The sequence below is a fragment of the Microbacterium sp. NPDC076895 genome, from assembly GCF_040687115.1.
Classification (GTDB): Bacteria; Actinomycetota; Actinomycetes; order Actinomycetales; family Microbacteriaceae; genus Microbacterium.
Genome location: NZ_JBFBMQ010000007.1, coordinates 60,619 through 80,530, shown reverse-complemented (window position 1 = coordinate 80,530; position 19,912 = coordinate 60,619). Strand labels below are relative to the sequence as shown.

18 protein-coding genes are annotated in these 19,912 nt (G+C 66.8%); 8 read left to right on the top strand and 10 right to left on the bottom strand.

All coding sequences use genetic code 11. The features are described from left to right. Window positions 1-146: 146 nt before the first annotated feature. A complete protein-coding gene (locus AB0O89_RS07885) occupies window positions 147-1,601 on the bottom strand; it encodes a GuaB1 family IMP dehydrogenase-related protein (RefSeq protein ID WP_363495972.1) in 1,455 nt (484 codons plus the stop codon). Between the two features lie 175 nt (window positions 1,602-1,776). Here AB0O89_RS07885 and AB0O89_RS07880 point away from each other — a divergent pair, with 175 nt between their 5' ends. Together AB0O89_RS07880 and AB0O89_RS07875 are read left to right on the top strand one after the other, a co-directional pair. Then, window positions 1,777-5,493 carry a multifunctional oxoglutarate decarboxylase/oxoglutarate dehydrogenase thiamine pyrophosphate-binding subunit/dihydrolipoyllysine-residue succinyltransferase subunit gene (locus tag AB0O89_RS07880; protein ID WP_363495969.1) on the top strand — a complete coding sequence of 1,239 codons (3,717 nt, stop codon included), beginning with the start codon at window positions 1,777-1,779 and terminating at the stop codon, window positions 5,491-5,493. Between the two features lie 8 nt (window positions 5,494-5,501). Then, window positions 5,502-6,389 carry a diacylglycerol kinase gene (locus AB0O89_RS07875; protein ID WP_363495966.1) on the top strand — a complete coding sequence of 296 codons (888 nt, stop codon included), beginning with the start codon at window positions 5,502-5,504 and terminating at the stop codon, window positions 6,387-6,389. A 36-nt stretch (window positions 6,390-6,425) separates the two neighbouring features. Here AB0O89_RS07875 and AB0O89_RS07870 read toward each other — a convergent pair whose 3' ends face one another. The 4 genes from AB0O89_RS07870 to AB0O89_RS07855 all read right to left on the bottom strand — a co-directional run bounded on the left by AB0O89_RS07870 (window position 6,426) and on the right by AB0O89_RS07855 (window position 11,138). Next, the gene (locus AB0O89_RS07870; protein WP_363495963.1) at window positions 6,426-7,724 is read right to left on the bottom strand and encodes an alpha/beta hydrolase-fold protein; all 1,299 of its coding nucleotides are present in this window, start codon (window positions 7,722-7,724) and stop codon (window positions 6,426-6,428) included. Continuing rightward, the gene (locus tag AB0O89_RS07865) at window positions 7,721-10,219 is read right to left on the bottom strand and encodes a phosphatidylglycerol lysyltransferase domain-containing protein (protein WP_363495960.1); all 2,499 of its coding nucleotides are present in this window, start codon (window positions 10,217-10,219) and stop codon (window positions 7,721-7,723) included. Before AB0O89_RS07865 ends, AB0O89_RS07870 begins: the two co-directional genes overlap by 4 nt. A 77-nt stretch (window positions 10,220-10,296) precedes the next feature. Then, a complete protein-coding gene (locus AB0O89_RS07860) occupies window positions 10,297-10,542 on the bottom strand; it encodes a zf-HC2 domain-containing protein (protein WP_292711813.1) in 246 nt (81 codons plus the stop codon). Continuing rightward, window positions 10,539-11,138, bottom strand: coding sequence for a sigma-70 family RNA polymerase sigma factor (locus AB0O89_RS07855; protein WP_300591253.1), 600 nt, complete (start codon window positions 11,136-11,138; stop codon window positions 10,539-10,541). The genes AB0O89_RS07860 and AB0O89_RS07855 overlap by 4 nt, the downstream gene beginning before the upstream one ends. A 74-nt stretch (window positions 11,139-11,212) precedes the next feature. Between AB0O89_RS07855 and aroA the strand changes: the two genes are divergently transcribed. Genes aroA through bcp form a run of 3 tightly spaced genes read left to right on the top strand, consistent with a single transcriptional unit; the run spans window position 11,213 to window position 14,144 of the window. Beyond that, the gene (aroA, locus tag AB0O89_RS07850) at window positions 11,213-12,577 is read left to right on the top strand and encodes a 3-phosphoshikimate 1-carboxyvinyltransferase (RefSeq protein ID WP_363495956.1); all 1,365 of its coding nucleotides are present in this window, start codon (window positions 11,213-11,215) and stop codon (window positions 12,575-12,577) included. Next, on the top strand, window positions 12,574-13,620 hold the full coding sequence (gene rsgA, locus AB0O89_RS07845) for a ribosome small subunit-dependent GTPase A (protein ID WP_363495953.1): 1,047 nt from the start codon (window positions 12,574-12,576) through the stop codon (window positions 13,618-13,620). The genes aroA and rsgA overlap by 4 nt, the downstream gene beginning before the upstream one ends. Before the next feature lie 56 nt (window positions 13,621-13,676). Continuing rightward, window positions 13,677-14,144, top strand: a complete 468-nt coding sequence (gene bcp, locus AB0O89_RS07840; protein ID WP_363495950.1) for a thioredoxin-dependent thiol peroxidase — start codon at window positions 13,677-13,679, stop codon at window positions 14,142-14,144. On the opposite strand, the gene AB0O89_RS07835 is transcribed toward bcp, so the two are convergent. Then, entirely contained in the window at window positions 14,141-14,578 is a 438-nt protein-coding gene (locus AB0O89_RS07835) for a histidine kinase (protein ID WP_363496217.1), read from the bottom strand. The genes bcp and AB0O89_RS07835 overlap by 4 nt on opposite strands. A 164-nt stretch (window positions 14,579-14,742) precedes the next feature. Between AB0O89_RS07835 and AB0O89_RS07830 the strand changes: the two genes are divergently transcribed. Then, complete coding sequence (locus AB0O89_RS07830; RefSeq protein ID WP_019182239.1) at window positions 14,743-14,991, top strand: WhiB family transcriptional regulator; 249 nt, start codon at window positions 14,743-14,745, stop codon at window positions 14,989-14,991. A gap of 31 nt (window positions 14,992-15,022) precedes the next feature. Here AB0O89_RS07830 and AB0O89_RS07825 read toward each other — a convergent pair whose 3' ends face one another. From AB0O89_RS07825 to AB0O89_RS07815, 3 genes are read right to left on the bottom strand one after another with little or no spacing between them, the layout of a single operon-like run. Beyond that, window positions 15,023-16,501 carry a PAS domain-containing sensor histidine kinase gene (locus tag AB0O89_RS07825; protein WP_300591248.1) on the bottom strand — a complete coding sequence of 493 codons (1,479 nt, stop codon included), beginning with the start codon at window positions 16,499-16,501 and terminating at the stop codon, window positions 15,023-15,025. A gap of 35 nt (window positions 16,502-16,536) precedes the next feature. Next, entirely contained in the window at window positions 16,537-17,721 is a 1,185-nt protein-coding gene (locus tag AB0O89_RS07820; protein ID WP_363495945.1) for a hypothetical protein, read from the bottom strand. Beyond that, window positions 17,718-18,341 carry an SAF domain-containing protein gene (locus AB0O89_RS07815; protein WP_363495942.1) on the bottom strand — a complete coding sequence of 208 codons (624 nt, stop codon included), beginning with the start codon at window positions 18,339-18,341 and terminating at the stop codon, window positions 17,718-17,720. Before AB0O89_RS07815 ends, AB0O89_RS07820 begins: the two co-directional genes overlap by 4 nt. Before the next feature lie 98 nt (window positions 18,342-18,439). Here AB0O89_RS07815 and AB0O89_RS07810 point away from each other — a divergent pair, with 98 nt between their 5' ends. After that, a complete protein-coding gene (locus AB0O89_RS07810; RefSeq protein ID WP_341577907.1) occupies window positions 18,440-18,721 on the top strand; it encodes a helix-turn-helix domain-containing protein in 282 nt (93 codons plus the stop codon). A gap of 19 nt (window positions 18,722-18,740) precedes the next feature. On the opposite strand, the gene AB0O89_RS07805 is transcribed toward AB0O89_RS07810, so the two are convergent. After that, window positions 18,741-19,328: a hypothetical protein gene (locus tag AB0O89_RS07805; RefSeq protein WP_363495939.1), complete on the bottom strand. Its 588-nt coding sequence runs from the start codon at window positions 19,326-19,328 to the stop codon at window positions 18,741-18,743. A gap of 128 nt (window positions 19,329-19,456) precedes the next feature. Between AB0O89_RS07805 and AB0O89_RS07800 the strand changes: the two genes are divergently transcribed. Beyond that, complete coding sequence (locus tag AB0O89_RS07800; protein WP_341577905.1) at window positions 19,457-19,897, top strand: Rv3235 family protein; 441 nt, start codon at window positions 19,457-19,459, stop codon at window positions 19,895-19,897. Window positions 19,898-19,912: the final 15 nt, after the last annotated feature.

Below are 19,912 nucleotides of genomic sequence, written 5' to 3'. Positions count from 1 at the left end.
GGGGTGTCGGTGGGGGGCCGCATACACGGTCCTCTTTTTGTTTGCCGGGGCGCGCATTCTATCCCCACCCCCCCCACACAACAGCAGCACTCAGGAGATTTCCGCTCCGCGGACAGGCGAGCCCCACCCGGAAGCGAGCACACGCATCACCAGCTGACGGGGAGCGCCTTGCCTTCCTCGTAGCCGGCGGCCGATTGCAGACCCACGAGCGCGCGCTCGTGGAACTCGGGGACCGAGGCCGCGCCAGCGTACGTGAACGAGGAGCGAACGCCGGAGGTGATCATGTCGATGAGGTCTTCGAGGCCGGGTCGCTGCGGGTCGAGGTAGATCTTCGACGACGAAATTCCCTCGGCGAACAGCTCCTTGCGTGCTCGTTCGTAGGCATCCAGGCGACCGAATCGCGCCTGCACTGCCTTGGTCGAGGCCATCCCCCACGACTCCTTGTAGAGGTTGCCGGCAGCGTCGCGTTGCAGCGATCCGGGAGCCTCGATCGTTCCGGCGAACCACGAACCGATCATGACGGATGCTGCGCCGGCTGCCAGTGCCAGCGCAACATCGCGCGGGTAACGCACACCGCCGTCGGCCCACACATGAGCACCGGCGGCGCGGGCCGCAAGCGCGGTCTCATGGACAGCCGAGAACTGCGGTCGCCCCACGGCGGTCATCATGCGGGTCGTGCACATCGCACCCGGCCCGACGCCGACCTTGATGATGTTCGCGCCGGCCGAAACAAGGTCGCCGACGCCGGCGCTGGTGACCACGTTTCCAGCCACAAGCGGCACACCGAGGTCCAGGGCCGACACGGTTCGCAGCGCGCCAAGCATCCCCTCTTGATGACCGTGCGCGGTGTCGAGCACCAGGACATCCACACCGGCGGCCACGAGCGCGCGTGCCTTACCGGCGACATCGCCATTGATACCCACGGCTGCTGCGACGATGAGGCGACCGTCTCGGTCAACGGCGGGTTGGTACAGCGTCGCGCGCAGGGCACTTCGACGAGATAGGGTCCCGACGACCTGTCCGTGGTGGACGACGCAGACGATCTCAGCATCAGCCGCGACGATGACATCGAACGCGTGCCGGGCGGACTCGATGTCATCGGCATCCACAGACGCGGGTCGTCCGCGCGCGAGATCGCCCAGGCGTGCATCGGGAAGGGCAGATCCCAGGCGGACCGCGGTCACGATGCCCTGAACATCCTCGATCATGAGACGGTCGCTGGGCTGCGCGACGATCACGCCGTAGCCCTCCGTCGGAGGCAGCAGGGTCGTTGCGTCGGCAACCGTCGCGTCGGGGGGAAGAACCAGTGGCGTGTCCCAGGCGGCAGGCTGGTCCTTGACCCAGCGGATCGCGGCATCCAGCTCCTGCAGGGGGAGGTCCTGCGGAAGAACTCCGAGCCCGCCCCGGCGCGCGAGCGTGGCGGCAAGGCGCGCACCCGTGACCGAATTCATGTTTGCCGAAACCAGCGGGATGGTGGCTGCAGTCCCATCGCGCGGGGAGAGGTCGACCTCGAGCCTGCTCCCCACGCCCGATCGGCGGGGAACGAGGAAGACGTCCGAGTAGGTCAGGTCGAAGGCCGGCGCATCACCGTAGAACTCCATGTGGGCCAAGCGTACCCGTCAATGCACTCAGCGGAATCGTGACCAATTCGCGGCGCAGCGCAGGGTTCGGATGGCCTGCCGGGGTGTTCGGACGGACTACGCTGGTGTGTTGAACGACGCGGGCGCGACGACGATAGTCCGCGACGACAAACGTGACGAAAGCGGGCGATCTAACGTGTCGAGTCAGGTGACCGGCGTCGGAGTGTCGAACGAAAGCGAGTTCGGCGCCAACGAGTGGCTCGTTGAAGAGCTATACGAGCAATTCCGACAAGACCGCAACTCCGTAGACAAGGCGTGGTGGCCGGTTCTCGAGGCCTACCACTCCACCACCGAGAACGGCGCGAAGCCCGCTGGCGAGAACGGCGCGAAGTCCGCGGGAGAGAATGCGGCCGCAAAGCCGGCGTCGAACGATGCACACCCGGTCACCGCGCCCACGCCGGTGATCGGCTCGCAGCCGGTCGCGCGCACGACAGCGCGTCCCGCCTCCGCCCAGCCGATTCCGGCGCAGGCTCCCGACACCGCACGCGCGGCATCCGATGCCCCTCCGTCCGAGGACACGGTGACGGTCCTGAAGGGGATGCCGAAGACTCTCGCTGCGAACATGGATGAGTCGCTCACCGTTCCCACCGCGACGAGCGTGCGCACTGTCCCCGCCAAGCTCATGATCGACAACCGGATCGTGATCAACAACCACATGGCGCGCACCCGCGGCGGGAAGGTGAGCTTCACGCACCTCATCGGGTGGGCCATCATTCGTGCCCTCACCGAGTTCCCGAGCCAGAACGTGTTCTATGCCGAGATCGACGGGAAGCCGTCGGTTGTGGCGCCAGCACACGTGAACCTCGGGATCGCGATCGATCTCCCCAAGCCAGACGGTACGCGTGCGCTCTTGGTGCCCAGCATCAAGCACGCCGACACACTCACCTTCGCCGAGTATCTGTCGGCCTACGAAGACCTGGTCTCCCGCGCCCGCAAGAACAAGCTCACCGCGGCAGACTTCCAGAACACGACGATCTCGCTCACCAACCCCGGCGGGATCGGAACGGTGCACTCGGTCCCCCGTCTCATGAAGGGACAGGGATGCATCGTCGGCGCCGGCGCGCTCGAATACCCGGCCGAGTTCCAGGGCGCGAGCGAGAAGACCCTCAATGAGCTGGCGATCGGCAAGACGATCACCCTCACGAGCACGTACGACCACCGCGTCATCCAGGGCGCCGGCTCGGGAGAGTTCCTCAAGAAGATCCACGAGCTGCTCATCGGTGAGCGCCGCTTCTACGAGGACATCTTCGCGGAGCTTCGCATCCCCTACGCGCCGATTCACTGGAACGCCGACATCAACGTCGACATCGCGGAGCGGATCGACAAGACCGCTCGCGTTCAGGAGCTGATCAACAGCTTCCGCGTCCGCGGCCACCTCATGGCCGACATCGACCCGCTCGAATACAAGCAGCGGACCCACCCCGACCTCGAAATCGAGTCGCACGGGCTGACGTTCTGGGACCTCGACCGCGAGTTCGTCACCAACGGCTTCGGCGGCAAGCGCACGATGAAGCTGCGCGAGGTCCTCGGTGTCCTCCGCGACTCGTACTGCCGCACGATCGGCATCGAGTACATGCACATCCAGGACCCGGAGCAGCGGGCCTGGTTCCAGCAGAACCTCGAAGTCAAGTACACCAAGCCGGGGCACGACGAGCAGCTGCGCATCCTGAGCAAGCTGAACGAGGCCGAGGCCTTCGAAACGTTCCTGCAGACCAAGTACGTCGGTCAGAAGCGATTCAGCCTCGAAGGCGGTGAGTCTCTCATCCCCCTGCTGGATGAGATCCTGCAGGGGGCCGCAGAGACCGGGCTCGACGGAGCCACGATCGGGATGGCTCACCGTGGGCGGCTGAACGTTTTGACCAACGTTGCCGGTAAGACCTACGGGCAGGTGTTCCGCGAGTTCGAGGGACGCGTCGCGATCGGTTCCAAGCGTGGGTCCGGCGACGTGAAGTACCACCTCGGGACCGAGGGCACGTTCGTCGCTGACGGCGGCGAGGAGCTCCCCGTCTATCTCGCAGCCAACCCGTCGCACCTCGAGACCGTCGACGGCGTCCTCGAGGGAATCACCCGGGCAAAGCAAGACCGCCTGCCGATCGGAACCTTCTCGTGGCTGCCGATCCTCATTCACGGAGATGCGGCCTTTGCCGGCCAGGGCGTTGTCGTCGAGACCCTGCAGATGTCGCAGTTGCGCGCCTACCGCACCGGCGGCACCGTGCATGTCGTCGTCAACAACCAGGTCGGATTCACGACGCTGCCGCAGGATGGCCGCACGTCTGTGTACGCGACGGATGTCGCAAAGACGATCCAGGCGCCCATCCTTCACGTCAACGGCGATGACCCCGAGGCCGTGGTCCGGGTCGCCCAGGTAGCCTTCGCCTACCGCGAGCGGTTCCACCGAGATGTTGTCATCGACCTGGTCGTCTACCGCCGGCGCGGACACAACGAGGGCGACGACCCCTCGATGACCCAGCCGCTGATGACGAACCTCATCGAGGCGAAGCGGTCGGTGCGCCGCCTGTACACCGAGTCGCTCGTCGGCCGCGGTGACATCACGGAAGAGCAGTACGAGCAGGCAAAGAAGGACTTCCAGGATCGCCTGGAGCAGGCCTTCGCCGAGACGCACGCTGCCGAGACCGGTTCTTCCCAGGTGGCGAGTGCACCGATGACCGGCTCGATCGACACCATCGGCGAGCCCGAGACGACGGGCGTATCGCGCGATGTCGTCCAGCTCATCGGAGACGCATTCGTCAACAAGCCCGATGGCTTCACTGTCCATCAGAAGCTGCAGCAGCTGCTCGACAAGCGCCAGGACATGAGCCGCAACGGCAGCATCGACTGGGCGTTCGGGGAGCTCCTCGCGTTCGGCTCTCTCCTCGTGGAGGGAACGAACGTCCGAATGGTCGGCCAAGACTCGCGACGTGGAACCTTCGTGCAGCGTCACGCGGTATTCCATGACCGCGCCAACGGTCAGGAATGGCTGCCGCTGGTGAACCTCTCCCAGTCGCAGGGACGCTTCTGGATCTACGACTCCCTCCTCAGCGAGTACGCCGCGATGGGCTTCGAGTACGGGTACTCCGTCGAACGCTCCGACACGCTCGTGCTGTGGGAGGCGCAGTTCGGCGACTTCGCGAACGGCGCGCAGTCGGTCATCGACGAGTTCATCTCGTCCGCTGACCAGAAGTGGGGTCAGCAGTCGAGCGTCGTGCTTCTGCTGCCGCACGGCTACGAGGGACAGGGCCCCGATCACTCGTCGGCTCGCATCGAGCGGTACCTGCAGATGTGCGCTCAGGACAACATGATCGTGGCGCGGCCATCGACGCCAGCGTCCTATTTCCACCTGCTTCGTCGTCAGGCCTACGCACGTCCGAGGAGACCCCTCGTCGTGTTCACTCCGAAGGCGATGTTGCGTCTTCGCGGTGCGACGAGCCCTGTCGAGGACTTCGTGGGCGGCAGGTTCCAGCCGGTTCTCGATGACGATCGTGGGATCGACAAGAGCGCGGTTAAGCGCGTCTTGCTGCATGCCGGCAAGATCCACTGGGATCTGAAGTCGGAGCTCGAGAAGAATCCGAACCCCGAGATTGCCCTGGTGCGGCTCGAGCAGTTCTACCCCGCACCGGTCGAGGACCTCAATCGCGTCATCGACGAGTACCCGAACGCAGAGTTGGTGTGGGTGCAGGACGAGCCCGAGAACCAAGGGGCCTGGCCTTTCATCGCCCTTGAGGTGGTCAAGCACCTGCACGGTCGCACGATTCGTCGCGTCTCCCGTGCCGCCGCGGCATCCACCGCTACCGGCTCCCCCAAGGTGCATGCCGCTGAGCAGGCGGAGATCATGCAGAAGGCGCTCACCCTCTGAACGTCACCGTGCTGGTCAATCCGGCGGCTCGCGCCGGAACGGGTGGCACGATTGCGAATCGAGCCGCCGAGCGGCTGCGCGAGCACGGCATCCGCGCGACCCTGATCAGCGGTGGCAGTGCTGCCGAGTCGACGGAGTTGCTGAAAGAGACGGTGCGGCGGGGCACGGATGCCGTGGCCGTTGTCGGCGGCGACGGAACAGTGTCTCTGGCGATGCAGGTTTTGGCCCACGGCGCGACGCCGCTGGGCATCATCCCGGCGGGAACAGGTAACGACCTCGCCGAGATGCTCGGGATCCGAGAGATGCGCGCTGACGAGGCTGCCGACGCGATCGCGCGGGGAGTGACCCGCGAGATCGACCTCGCACGCATCCGTCGCCACGGCCAGCCTGACGTCTACTTTGGGTCGGTCCTGGCGAGCGGCTTCGACTCCCGGGTGAACGACCGAGCCAATCGGATGCGGTGGCCTCGCGGCTCGTCGCGATACACCATCGCCATCCTCCGAGAGCTGGTCGCACTGCGCAGCTTCGCGTACGAGCTCGAATTGACGGATGCCGAAGGCGCTGTGACGCGGCACGATGGCCCTCTTCTGATGGCAGCGGTTGCCAACGGAACCAGCTACGGCGGGGGCGTGCAGATCGCGCCTCGCGCGAACCCTGCCGATGGGGAACTGGATGTCATCCTGGTTCGCCCCACGCGGCGCGCGCGCTTTCTGCGCCTCCTCCCCCGCGTGTACCGGGGAGCGCACGGAGATGTACCAGAAGTGAGCATGCACCGCGCTCGGGCGGTCCGTCTTCGGGCGCCAGGCGTCACCGCCTACGCGGACGGCGACCTCATCGGGCCGCTGCCGGTGGAGATCGATGTCGAACCGCGGGCGCTTCGTGTCTTCGTCCCGTAGCGGACATGGACTGGGGCGGTCTTCGCTGCACAGCACTCAGCCCGCGGGCGGAGCAAGGCCCAGACGGGGTGCGAGGGAGTCAAGCGCGAAGTCCAGGCCTGCGTCAAGGGCCTCGCCGCCGTGTCCCGCGCCGGCAATGCTGTCGGAGAACACCGTGAACCCGGCATCCGAGGCCAGGGCTGCGTTCGAGACCTGACCCGGCCCGAACACGGCGTCCTGATCGCCGTGCGTGAACACGGCGACGTGCCCAGCGTACTGACCGGCGTGAGCAGCAAGAGCCGCGCTGGGTGACGCAGCCTGGAATGCAGCGGCATCCCCGGCGAAGACCTCATCGATGGTCTGCTGGACGTGCTCTGATCCCGGATACTCATTGCCCGAGATGTCCATCACGTTTCCCCAGATCTGCGGGTTCTGCGCCCCCCACGTGAAGGCGCAGGACCCGCCGTTCGAATAGCCTCCGATGACCCAGAAAGACCGATCGGCGGTGACGTTGAGGTGCGCCACTGCCCACGCGGGGATGTCGGTGGTGAAGTACGTCGAGACAGCGCCGTATGTCGCGGAATCATGACACGCGGGGTCCCGATCGATGGCACCCAGCTGGTCCGCGACGATGGCGATGGGCGCGAGCCCGTTATGAGCTGCAGCAAACCTGTCGAGCGCAGCAGCGATACTCGTCGGGTCGGGGGTGCCCGGCTGACCCATCATGAAGACGATCAGGGGGAGCCTCGGCGGGTTGGCGACAAGAGCAGCAGGCGGCAGGTAGAGCGCGGCATCCCTCGGCGAATACCCCTCGGCGGGGATGCGGTCCTCGCCCGAGAGGGCGCTCACTCGACCGGTCGCCGGCATGTCTGCGGGCGCCGTCCAGGTGGAGTAAAGCGCCGCAGGATCATCGGCCGACGTGGCGGGCGCGGGAAGCGGCAGGTCATCCAAGGCTTGGATGCCAAAGACTGCCGCCGGTGTGTGTGTCAGCCCATAAGACGCGTTCACCCCGAGCGCCGCGGCCATCAGAGCCGCCACAGCCATGACGACGGCGAGCAGACGCCGCCACCAGGGACCGGTGAAGGCGACGACGAGGCCAGCGACCGCGAACCCGAGACCTCCGCCAATCCACAGCGCCGCGTGATCGGGCAACGGTCCGTCAAAGGCGCCGAGGGCCTCTGCAACCAGGGCGAGGAGAAAGCCGCCGACGAGGCCAGCGACCACAGCGATGAGCCAGCGCCACGGATGTCTCGGAGCAGGCCACACGATGACAACGGCCACCGCGACGACGATCGCGCACAGGACACCGAGGATCGGGCTATCGATTAGTTCGAGCGTCAGGAACCACTGTCTCATCGGTCACCGCCGTATCCGGCTCGGGCCACCGCGAGAATCTCGCGGGCCGAAGGTTCCGACAGGTAGGCGCGCAAGACTGCCATTCCGATGCTCGGGAGTTCCACGGGGTCGCTGTACGCGAGGTAGAGCGTGCGATATTCCGGGCGGAACTTGCTCTTGAAGCGGAAGAGAGATGCGAAACCGTATGCCGGCTCGAGCGCGGCGGCCACCTGTTCGAGAAGGGATGCGAGCAGCGTGCGGTCGTTTTCGGCAGCGACACCCGGCTTGCTCGCCAGTGGCGCGCCAGACAGGCTCACCACCTCCAGGCCGTCATCCTTGGCTCGAAGTGCGGTCTTGACGATGACGAACTCCATGAGCCCGTTGGGACCGTCGACGCGGCGGCGCATGTAGTCGAGAGTCCAGCCCACGCGTCGACCCGATCGCCACGACGGCATCCAACTCGTCACAACCTGGATGCGCCCGTCGGAATCGACCGCGAGGACCAGCGCCACGTCCGGGTCCTTCGCCTCCTCGATCGAACCGAGGGTGAATCCAAGCTCGGGAAGAACTTTATCGGCGACCCATTGCTCGTCGATCTCTGTGATCTGAGCGATCTGGTCAGCAGTGAGGTCATCCCATCGCGTCCACAGTGCAACGAACCCGTCCCTCTCGGCCCGCGTCAGCGGCTGGCGGACCTTCTGCCAAGCCTTCCCCGTCAGTGTGAGGTCGGCAAGCACCATCACTGTCTCCTCACCGACCGATGTGTAGGACCAGCCCATCTCCCGAAAGATCGGCAAGAACTCGTCATGGATGCTGTAGAAGGCCGGCGACCATCCCCGATCTGCGCAGTAGTCAACAAATCCCCGCACCGTCTGATCGCGCTTACCGGGCGCGCACAGTGGGTCTGCGATAGCGAGGGCAACATCGCCCACCCGCCGAAACGCCACCGCTCCTGTGCCGTCGGCGGTGTACCAGTGGTCGTTGCCACGCCAGGTTCCCATGAACCCGAGGGTCCCACCGCCACGGCGAAGCAACCGGCGATAGTGCTCGTCGTCTGCGACGACAGCGTGCTGCGGGAACCGGTACATCCGCAGCATCGCGACGATGAAGACCGCCCAGAACAGGACGCCCACCCACTGGTAGATCAGCAGCGCGGCACCGTGCGTGGGGTATGGCGGCTGCCCGAGATTGCGCAGGAACGATGGCGGAACGAACCGGCGCAGTGTTTCAACGAGAAGATCGGTGACGCTGACACGCTGAACGTAGGTCTGCCGGAAGATCGATTCGGCGACGAGGTGGGTTGCGGCACACGCAGCAAGAGTGGCGCTGACCGTGCCGGTGAACCACACCACCGCGCGACGATCTGCCCGGACAGGGAAGAATCGCCGCAGCGCGACCAGCACGACGACCATGCCCAGTGACACCCCGATTGCGGCGATAGCCCACAGCCCGTACTCCAGCCAGGTGGGATCGGCCCAGGGACCGACGGAGACGGTTCCCGCGATGACGGACCAGATCGCTACGACACCGATCAGCCCTTCGACCGCAACCGCCAGAACGAGCGCGGAGCGCCGGCCACGGCGTAGACCCAGGGCGGCGACCAGCAGCAGGGCAACCGGCACGAGCGCCATCAGACCCGGACCGACACCGCGCGTCACCACGACAGCCAGCTGATGGTCACAGAGCGGGCTGTACCGTGTCGCGCACAGATCGACGAGGTTCTCGTCGTACTGGGTGAAGAACGAAACGGCAAACGACAACGGCCCGCGTCCGCCGCCGGCCAGCACCGCCGCGAGCGGACCGAGGCCCGTCACCGCGACGACCAGTGCCGTAACGGAGCGCGTCTCGCGGGTGGACGATCGGTGCCAGGAACGTCGCGGGGTTCCGCGAACGAGCCACAGCCCCAGCAGGAGCCCGAGCACGGCGGCGACGAGGCGATACCACGCGTCGGTGTCGCCGGCATACAGGGCGAACATGGCCAACACGGCGAAACCGACGACCCGGATGCGGCGACGCCAGAGGGCGGATGCCAGCGCCGAGGCAGCCATGAGCGCACCGACCATCGCCGTTGCCGGGTCGAGCACCGGCGTTTCTGCTGCTTCGACGGGACGCAGATCTGACACCGTCCACAGGAGGGCATGGAAGGCCGTGGCGACGAGGTTGCCGGCGAGGGCAACAGCAAGGGTCACCCAGAGCAGCCGGAGGCGGCCCAGCACCCTTTCGGCGTACGCGAAGCCCGTCAGCGCGAGCAGGACCGTGAGGATCGTGTCAACAGCGGAATCTGGAACGAAGATCGCCGTCAGCGGCGTCCACCAGCGCCCCTGGGAGAAGACCGCGACCGGCCCCACCCCCCAGAGCGATCCGTCGTCGCCCCACAACGTTCCGGTGAGAGCTGCGCACGCAAGGACAACGCCCGCTGCTGACAGCGCGACGGGGTGTTCCGTGATGTACCGTCTGACGACGCTCAGGCTTCTGAGCGCAGCGAGATCGGGCCGTGCAGGCTCGACAGCCGCCACCGGCGCACCTCCCGTTCACACTGTCGCGCCGAAACACTACAGCGAGGCGCTCGACGTGGGGAGGGAGATCCTGTGGATCAGTGATGAGCCGCCTGTGCGGCACGCAGCGTCGAGATCACCTGGTCGCGCAGCTCCTCGGGAGCTGTCTCCTTGCACGCTCGTGCGACAGCCTCGGTCAGAGTGGTCGCTACGAGCGCCTCCTCGCGGCAGGCCGGGCAGTGCTCAAGGTGCTCTCGAATGTCGGCGTGCTCGGTCTTGCACACCTCGTTTCGCAGGTACTCCTCCAAGTCCCGCGTGGCCTTAGCGCAGCCGCAGTCAGTCATGTCTCGCTCCTCGAGGCGGCGACCGAGATGCCCCGCTCGGTCGCATATTCGGCCAGCAGCTCCCGCAGCATCCGTCTGCCACGGTGCAGACGGCTCATCACGGTGCCGATGGGGGTTTTCATGATGTCGGCGATCTCCTGATACGCGAAGCCTTCGACATCGGCAAGGTAGACCGCGAGGCGGAAGTCTTCGGGAATCGACTGCAGTGCGTCCTTAACGATGGATGCCGGCATGTGATCGATCGCTTCGGCTTCCGCCGACCGCGTGCGCGTTGAGGTCGTGGACTCTGCGCCGCCGAGCTGCCAGTCTTCGAGATCCTCGATCGCGCTCTGGTACGGCTCCCGCTGCTTCTTGCGGTACGTGTTGATGTACGCGTTGGTCAGGATGCGGTAGAGCCAGGCCTTCAGGTTCGTGCCCTGTGTGAAGCTCGACCAGGAGGCGTAGGCCTTGACGAAGGTCTCCTGCACAAGGTCTGCGGCATCCGCGGGGTTGCGTGTCATTCGCATCGCAGCCGCATAGAGCTGGTCCATGAACGGCAGGGCCTGCTCTTCGAACTGCGTGCGCGGGTCGGCCGGCGCCTCGGCCTGATCAGTCATCACGCGCCAGTCTACGTCCGGCGCCATAGCGATCGTCATCGGGCTCCTTCCGTCCCTCATTAGGCTAGGAACCGATGAGCGGCGAGAGATATTCCACCCCGACCGGTTCCGGAGAATCCGGCTGGTCAGCTCCGCGCGCCGCGGAAGCGGTCGCCGCCCGTCTGGCGGTCCCCGGATCCAAGTCGCTGACGAATCGCGAACTGATCCTCTCAGCGATTGCGGATGCTCCGAGCACCCTCCACGCTCCACTGCACTCCGACGACTCGGTGCGCATGGTGGCCGCCCTCCAGGCGCTCGGCGTCCAGATCGACACCGTCGAGGGCGACAGCCCGTTCGGGCCCGACCTGATGGTGACTCCTCCTGGCAGCGCAGGGTCGGCCGGTGCGTCGTCTTCGGGGATGCACGGCGCGACAGTCGACTGTGGGCAGGCAGGGACCGTGATGAGGTTCATCGCGGGTATTGCGGGGCTGGCCGACGGTGATGTCGTAGTTACAGCGCATGAGAGCGCCCTGCACCGTCCCATGGGTGCGATGATCACGGCCCTTCGCGACGTGGGCGTGGACGTCGATGACGAGGGTCGCTGGGCACTCCCCTTCCGCGTGCGCGGGCACGGTCACATCCGCGGCGGTGAAGTCGTGATCGACGCGAGCGCCTCAAGCCAGTTCGTGTCCGGGATGCTGCTCGCGGCGCCCCGTTTCGACACCGGCCTCCACCTCATCCATTCCGGGTCGCGGCTGCCGAGCATGCCCCATATCGACATGACCATCGAATGCCTCGCGCATCGCGGTGTGCACGTCGAGAGGCCCTCCCCGCGCGAATGGATCGTGCCTCCGCAGCCGCCCCGCGGCAAGACCGTCGCCATCGAGCCGGATTTGTCAAACGCGGCGCCGTTCCTGGCAGCTGCCATGGTCACCGGCGGCAGCGTCACGATCACAGGGTGGCCTGCTCACTCCACCCAGCCGGGGGCGATGCTCGGGTCGATCCTGCACGACATGGGTGCCCGCGTCACGCGACGCGGCGGAGCCCTCACCGTCGCTGCGGGGCGCGGCATCCGTGGCATCGAGATCGACTTGTCGGCAGCGAGCGAACTGACGCCCACGATCGTCGGGCTTGCCGCCTTCGCCGCGGAACCGACGACGATCACCGGCGTGGGTCACATCCGCGGCCACGAGACCGACCGCATCGCAGCGCTCGTCGGAAACCTGCGCGCGCTCGGCGGTACCGCTGACGAGCTCGAGGACGGTCTGCGGGTTCTGCCCGGGCCGCTCCACGGCGGTGTCTGGCGGGCATTCCATGATCACCGCATTGCCACAACCGGCGCCCTGATCGGCCTCGCCGTCGATGACGTCGTGGTCGACGACATCGGAACGACCGCGAAGACCATGCCCCAGTTCCCCGACCTGTGGACCTCGATGCTCGAAGGGAACGGCGCCGAGTGAGCTGGCTCGGGGACGTCGATGACGACGATGAGCTCGGCATGGACGAGAGCGATATCCGCGTCAGGCCGAACCCCAAAGCCAACCGGCCGCGCACGAAGCGCCGCCCTAGCCACGCGGATGCCCAGATCGCACGCGTCCTGGGGGTAGACCGCGGCCGTTACACGGTGCTCGTCGGCGAAGACACGGATGACGAACGCCAGGTGACAGCTGCCCGGGCTCGCGAGCTGCACCGCACCGCGATCGTCACCGGTGACCGCGTCCGGGTTGTGGGAGACACCTCGGGAGACGAGGGAACGCTCGGCAGGATCGTCGGAATCGAGCCGCGCACGTCGCTTCTGCGACGAAGTGCCGACGACACCGATCAGGTGGAGCGCGTCATCGTCGCCAACGCCGATCAGATGCTCATCGTCATCGCCGCCGCCGATCCGGAGCCGCGCCCTCGCCTGGTCGACCGCTACCTTGTCGCCGCGCTCGACGCCGGCATCCGCCCCCTGATGGTCATCACGAAGACCGATCTGTCCGACCCGACGGACTTCCTGTCGCATTTCGCGGGACTCGACCTCGACGTCTTCACCAGTGCACGCGCTGACATGCCGCTGGATCGGATCGGTGCCGCCCTGGTCGGCCACAGCACCGTTTTCGTCGGACACTCCGGTGTCGGTAAATCGACTCTCGTCAACGCTCTGGTTCCGAGCGCCGATCGCGCGACGGGACATGTCAACGAGGTCACCGGCCGGGGACGACACACATCGAGTTCCACGGTCTCGCTGCGCTACGAGGCCCCCTCGGGCACGGGATGGGTCGTCGACACCCCCGGCGTACGCTCCTTCGGGCTCGGTCACGTCGACCCCGACAATATCCTGCGGGCATTCACCGATCTTGCCGAGGTCGCGAGGGAGTGTCCGCGTGGATGCACTCACCTGCCGGACGCGCCCGATTGCGCCATCGCGGAGGCTGTCGCGGCGGGACGCCTCGGGCCCGGGGCTGCAGCCCGACTGGATTCACTGCAGCGTCTGCTCACGACGTTCGCCGATCGCCCCTGAGCGCTGAGGGCCCTGTCGAGAGCGCGGCGACGAACGCGCGGCTCTAGGGTGGACCTATGACAGTGCGTCTTGAACCCGGTACCGCTGCACCCGATTTCACCCTCGTGAACCAGGACGAGACGGATGTCTCGCTGCACGACCTTCGGGGCTCGGGCGTCATCCTCTTCTTCTACCCGCAGGCGATGACGCCGGGGTGTACGACGGAAGCTTGTGACTTCCGCGACAGTGTCGAGCCGCTTCGCAGCGCCGGGTACGTCGTGCTCGGCATCTCGCGCGACGCTCCCGCCAAGCTCCGGGCGTTCCGCGAACGGGACGCACTTCCGTACGACCTGTTGAGCGACCCCGACCGTGCCGTCCACGAGGCCTACGGAGCGTGGGGCGAGAAGACGATGTACGGCAAGACGACAGAGGGGGTGCTGCGCTCGACCTTCGTCCTCGACGAGAACGGCGTCATCGCGCACGCCCTGTACAACGTCAAGGCGACGGGGCACGTTGCCCGAATCCGCGGTCTGCTCGGTCTCTAGTCTTCCCGCGCCGGTGGAGCCGCGCTGCGAACGGCGATCACCAGGAGCACGAGGGCGGCGATCGCCGGGATGGCGATCACGACGCCCGTGACCGGATGCGCGTACTGGCCCGTTGCAGCACCCAGGGCGACGGCGAGAATCAGCAACTGCGTCACGATCGCTCCCGAGCGACCCCATGACAGCCCTCGCCACGTCGTGATGCCGAACACCGCGACGATCGCAGCCCCGGCCAGCGTCAACACGATCAGCGCAATCGCACTGTCCAGCGCTGCGGTATCGCCGGCGATGACCGCAACGGCTTCCCATGCCGCGAGCGCGCCGAGCCCTGCTGCCTCCAGCAGCACGATCACGCCTGCCACTCGAGCGGCAGTCATCGAGCGCGTCACTGCATTGACCTCCCGATCACTCTCGGCCCGCTCATAGCGTTCTTGCATCGTCCTCACGAATGAACCCTTGATTCGGGTGAACGGCTGTGGGACGATGGGTAAAGCCGTGTGCTCCCACAAGGTCGTGGGACGAGACATCTTCTCGTACACCTCATAGAGTATCCGACCGCCCCCGTGGCCCGATGCTCATTCCCCATCAAGGAGCACCCCCTATGGATTGGCGCGACAAGGCCGCCTGCTTGACTGTCGACCCCGAACTGTTTTTCCCGGTAGGAAACACGGGTCCAGCGGTCGACCAGATCGAGAAGGCAAAATCCGTGTGCGCCCGGTGCACCGTCACCGAAATCTGCCTGCAGTATGCCCTGGAGTCCGGTCAGGACTCGGGTGTGTGGGGCGGGCTCTCCGAAGACGAGCGCCGCGCCCTCAAACGCCGCGCTGCCCGCGCGCGCCGCGCCAGCTGACAGCCTCGGAGGCGGCGACGTCAGGCCGTCGTCAATCGAGCGCGATGTAGCGCAGCGGGATGTCGATCGTGACTTCCGTGCCGCTTCCGACGAGCGTGTGCCAATCGATCGTGCCCCCCAGCTCTCCCTGTATGAGGGTGCGCACGATCTGGGTGCCCAAGCCTCGGCCGACCTGCCCTTCCGGCAGCCCCACGCCGTTGTCGCGGACACGCACCAGGAGCCGTTCGGGGTCCCGTTCGGCCTCGATCTCGACGTCGCCCTCTTTGCCTGCGAGGCCGTGCTCGACGGCGTTCGTCACCAGCTCCGTGAGGGCCAGCGCCAGTGGCGTTGCGTACTCGCTCGGGAGCGTGCCGAAGCGCCCCACGGAACGGGTCCGCGCGCGAGTGGTCGGCGCGGCTGCCACTTCGGCGACGAGTTTGAGAACGCGATCGAAGACATCATCGAAATCGACGCGCTGTGTGAGCCCTTCTGACAGGGTGTCGTGCACGACGGCGATTGCAGAAACACGACGCATCGCCTGGGTCAGTGCCTCGCGAGCTTCCTCCGTGTGGGATCGGCGGGCCTGAATGCGAAGCAACGATGCGACGGTCTGCAGATTGTTCTTGACCCGGTGGTGGATCTCGCGAATCGTCGCATCCTTCGTGATGAGCTCTTGCTCCTGGTGGCGCAGCTCCGTGACATCGCGGCACAGCACGATCGCACCGATGCGCGTCCCGTGATCACGCAGCGGGATGGTCCGCAGGCTCACCGTCACCCCCCGCGCCTCGATGTCGGCGCGCCAGGGCGCCCGACCCGTCACCACCAACGGAAGCGATTCGTCGAACTGGCGCTTCTCGGGAAGGATCTCCGTCGTCACCTCGACGAGCGACTCTCCCTCGAGCTCGTCCTCGAATCCCATGCGGTTGAACGCCGAGAGTGCGTTGGGGCTCGCAAACGTCACAGTCCCATCGACATCGAGGCGCACGAGACCGTCCGAGGCTCGAGGCGCGCCCCGCCGTGGCGCTGTCGGCGCGCTCAGATCGGGGAAGTCACCCGAGGCGACCATCCCGAACAGATCATCGGCACACTCGTTGAAGGTGATCTGCTGCCGCGAGGGAGTACGCGTCTCGCCGAGATTGGTGTGACGGGTCAGGACTCCCACCGTGGTGCGACCGGAGCCGGCCCCTCGCACGATCGGTACCGCACGCACCCGGGTCGGGGTCTCTTCGAACCAGTCCGGGGATGCCGAGTCGACGATCATTCCCGAGAAGAACGCCTCGCGGATCTGGGTCCGCCACTGCGGGCGGACCGGGTCACCGACGATGTCACGGTAGAACAGGGTCGCAGCTCCGCTGGGGCGGGCATGGCCGACAGCGACGAACGAGTCATCCGTCGTCGGAACCCAGATGACAATGTCAGCAAACGCGAGATCGGCCAACAGCTGACCGTCCCCGGCCAAGCGGTGGAGCCATTCGACATCCGCGCCGGTGGAACGCCCCTGGGCATAGACGAGATCGCTGAGGGTCGACATCGTTTCAGCCTAGAGCCCCGGCGTGAATGCTCGAACTACGCAGCTTTGCGAGTATCGACGGCGAGCGCCTCAGCCACGAGACGTCGCACCCCGGACACGATCGGTGATCTGCGGGCAACGTCTGCGATCGGGCGGGCGGCCAGGAGCGCAGCGTCAGCCGAGCGCGGATCTTGAGGCACGAACCACACCTCACGGATACCGGCGAACCGGTCGAGACTTCGGCGTACCTGACCGCGGGCGTCGATGCCCAGGGAGCCCGGGCGCAGCCGGTTGGCGACCACGGCGATCGGTGTCGCTCCCACCGTCTCGCGCAACTGCGCGTACCCGCGAACGAATCGGCTGATGCCGACAGGATCCGCAGCAGCAACGGCGACGATGAGATCAGCCTCCTGGAGGGCCGCGATCGTGGCGGCGTTGCGCCTGTCCCCCGCGAGATCACTCACGATCTCTTCGTCGCGGTCCAGCGGCGCTGCCACGTCGACGACAGTGTCGTCAGCCCACTCACGGCATACCGCGAGCGCGGCGCGCACACGATCTTCACGCAGCTCCGGCCAGCGCGACGGACGATTGATGCCGGTCAGAACGCGCGGCCCACGCCCGAGCCGCAGCGCGATTCTATCGAGTTCGGCGACGTCCAGAGCACCAAGACTCACTTGTCGACAGGCGGCGGCGAACCCCGGGCCTTCATCGGGGAGCCCCAGCGCCAAAGCAATCGACGGCGCGTGCGAGTCTGCATCGATCAGGGAGACGTCACGGTCGCGGGCGAGCTCCACCGCTAGTTCGATCGCGATCGTTGAGCGACCGGGCGACCCGGCCGGGCCCCATACGGCAATGACGCGTCGCCCGGCCCGGGGAGCGGGTGCGGCGGGCAGCGGGTTTCGGAGGGCACCCACGAGCTCGCGACCGGAAGCGCGAGGCGACATCGGGACACCGAGCCCGAATGCCTGAGCGAGGCGCGCCGGCGCCTCTCCATCCCCCACGGGAACGATTCGGACCCCCTCCCGATCGCACGCTGTCACGAGTTCGCGCGTGAGGGTGTCGTGGCGCGCAGCGACGACGAGAAGATCAACCTCCTGGTCGCGGGCGTCACGGACTGCGCCGCGGGCGGCCGCGATGCCGGGGGTCGTGACCGGCACCGCCAGCGCGTCCCATCCGAGCCGCGACAGCTCGTCAGCCAGACGTGTCGCGTGGGGCTCATCCAGCGCGATGAGCGCCCTCATTGCTGCCCCGGAGTCCAGGGGATGACCGAGAGCGCCGAACCGTCGGCGATCGCAGCGAGCGCGGCGGCGACATCGGCCCGGGGGATCACCAACTCGACCGCTGCCGTTCCCCCTGCCAGTGGCGAGTCGTCGCGGCTGACACTGACGACTGTCGCGTCAGCCACGAGGATGCGTGGCGTATCGAAGCGCGACTGATCCAGACGCGGCGCTGCCCACAGCTCTACCGTCGATCCGGCGACGACAGACCCTGGTACCTCGGCCGCGCTGCGGACGACGACCGTCGTCGAGCGCGTGCTGTCGTCGGTCACAAGGGCATCCGCGGGCACGAGTTCTCCGGCCGAGACCGTCCGCGCCGCTACGAGCCCTTCACCGAGATCATCAGCGCCGAGGTAGGCGTCAGATGCGGCCCCGAGAGCAACCTCCACGACGGCAAGGTCGGCTGCAGCGACCGGCTCGCCGGGCACGATCGCCCGAACGGCGACGTACACGGGTTCGGTCTGCCGCGCCGCCGACACGATGAACCACACGCCTCCGACAGAAGCCAGAACCAGAACGATGCCGATAAGGAACCGCAGGTCGGCCCACGCGGAGCGCCGGGACGTTCGAGACGGTGAGAACATGCGATCCATGGTGACCGAGGCAGGCGATGGGCTGCCGCGCTTATCCACAGCGTGCGCTGCTGCGCCGCCCTGTCCGAACCCGGCGTCATAATGGGGACATGCCCCATCCCCACGCTGCCGACGCGCGCCTGTTGACGCCCTCGCAGGTCGCCGAAGTGCTCGCGATCGAGGTCGATGACGTGGTGGCCCTCGTCTTGGCCGGACAGCTCCGCGGAATGCGTGTGGGCGAGAGCGGGCAGTGGCGGATTGACGAGACGAGCGTCGAGGCCTACCTCGACGATCAGGTCGAGCAGACCCGCCGCATGGCCCTGTGGCACCAGTCTCAGACCGCCAGTTTCCCCGAGCTGTGGGGCACCGGAGCCATTCGCAACCCCGACTGATCCACGAGGCTGCTGCGGCTCAGAGCCCCGAGTCACCCGCCGCCATGATCAGCTGCGCGAGCGCGCCGAACGGAACCATCCGAAAGCCGGTCACTGCCGACGGATGCCGCGGGGTATCGAGGTCGTGAAGGGCAAGATCGAAATGATCGGCACCGGCTCGGTCCACGGTTCCGGTCAGGGAGTCACCAGCGACCAGCTCGACCAGGACGGGAACGCGCCGGCGCGCGAGGTCGCGCAGAACGAATCCAAGATCCACCCGCTCACGGAGGGCTTGCCCCGCGCGTCCCGAGGCGCTGTGCAGGAGGTCGGCGTGCGGCATCCGTAGTCCCATGAGCCCGGCGAGGGGCACGATGCTGACGGAGGACGGTCCTCGATCGAGCGCGAACCAATCGGCTCCCACCGCAACGATCCGCCCGTCGACATCGCCGCCACCACTCAGGTGTGCCCGAACCTGAGCCTGGGCATCCCGCAGCACGAGAAGCCGGTCCCGCAGCGATACGCGCGACAGGCGCACCCGCTCAGACTCGGAGGCGAGGGCTGCGCGCTCTGCTTCCCACTCGGCGGATGCTTGAGCTTCGAGGTCATCGAACAGCCGGTCCCATCGCACGGGGCGAGCGTACGTCCCAGATGAGGAGTCGATGAGAAACTGTCCACAGCGAGGCCCCCGCCCCCACCCGGCATCCCGCCGTGTGCTCTACTTCTCGACATCCTGTTACCGGTCGAGAGTGAGATCTCATGGCGACGACGCAACCGAACTTCGCACGCGCTTACCGCGCGGCAGACGAAGCGGCCGAGCTGAACCAGTACTTCGCGCCGCAGCGCACGAGCACCGCCGACCTCCCCGATCCTGAGACCTTCTTACGCAACATCTCGCGCGGGGTCCTGGAGATCTTCGCGGGCGTTCGCGAGGTAGACCAACTCGCCAGGTGGCTGACCGAGGATGCCTATCGGAAGCTCGTCACCCGAGCCAACCTGGCCGCCCGCGCACGAAGTGCCCGCGGCATGCCCGCCAAACGTCCCGTGCATCAGATCGTTTCCGTGCGCTATTCCTCCCCCGCGGACGGCATCGTCGAGGGCGTCGTCATCGTCCGTGGCCCCGCACGCACCCGTGCGGTAGCCCTGCGGTTGGAGGGCATGGACGGTCGTTGGCGCACCACCTCGCTCGCCCTGCTGTGACCACGCCGCGCAGGG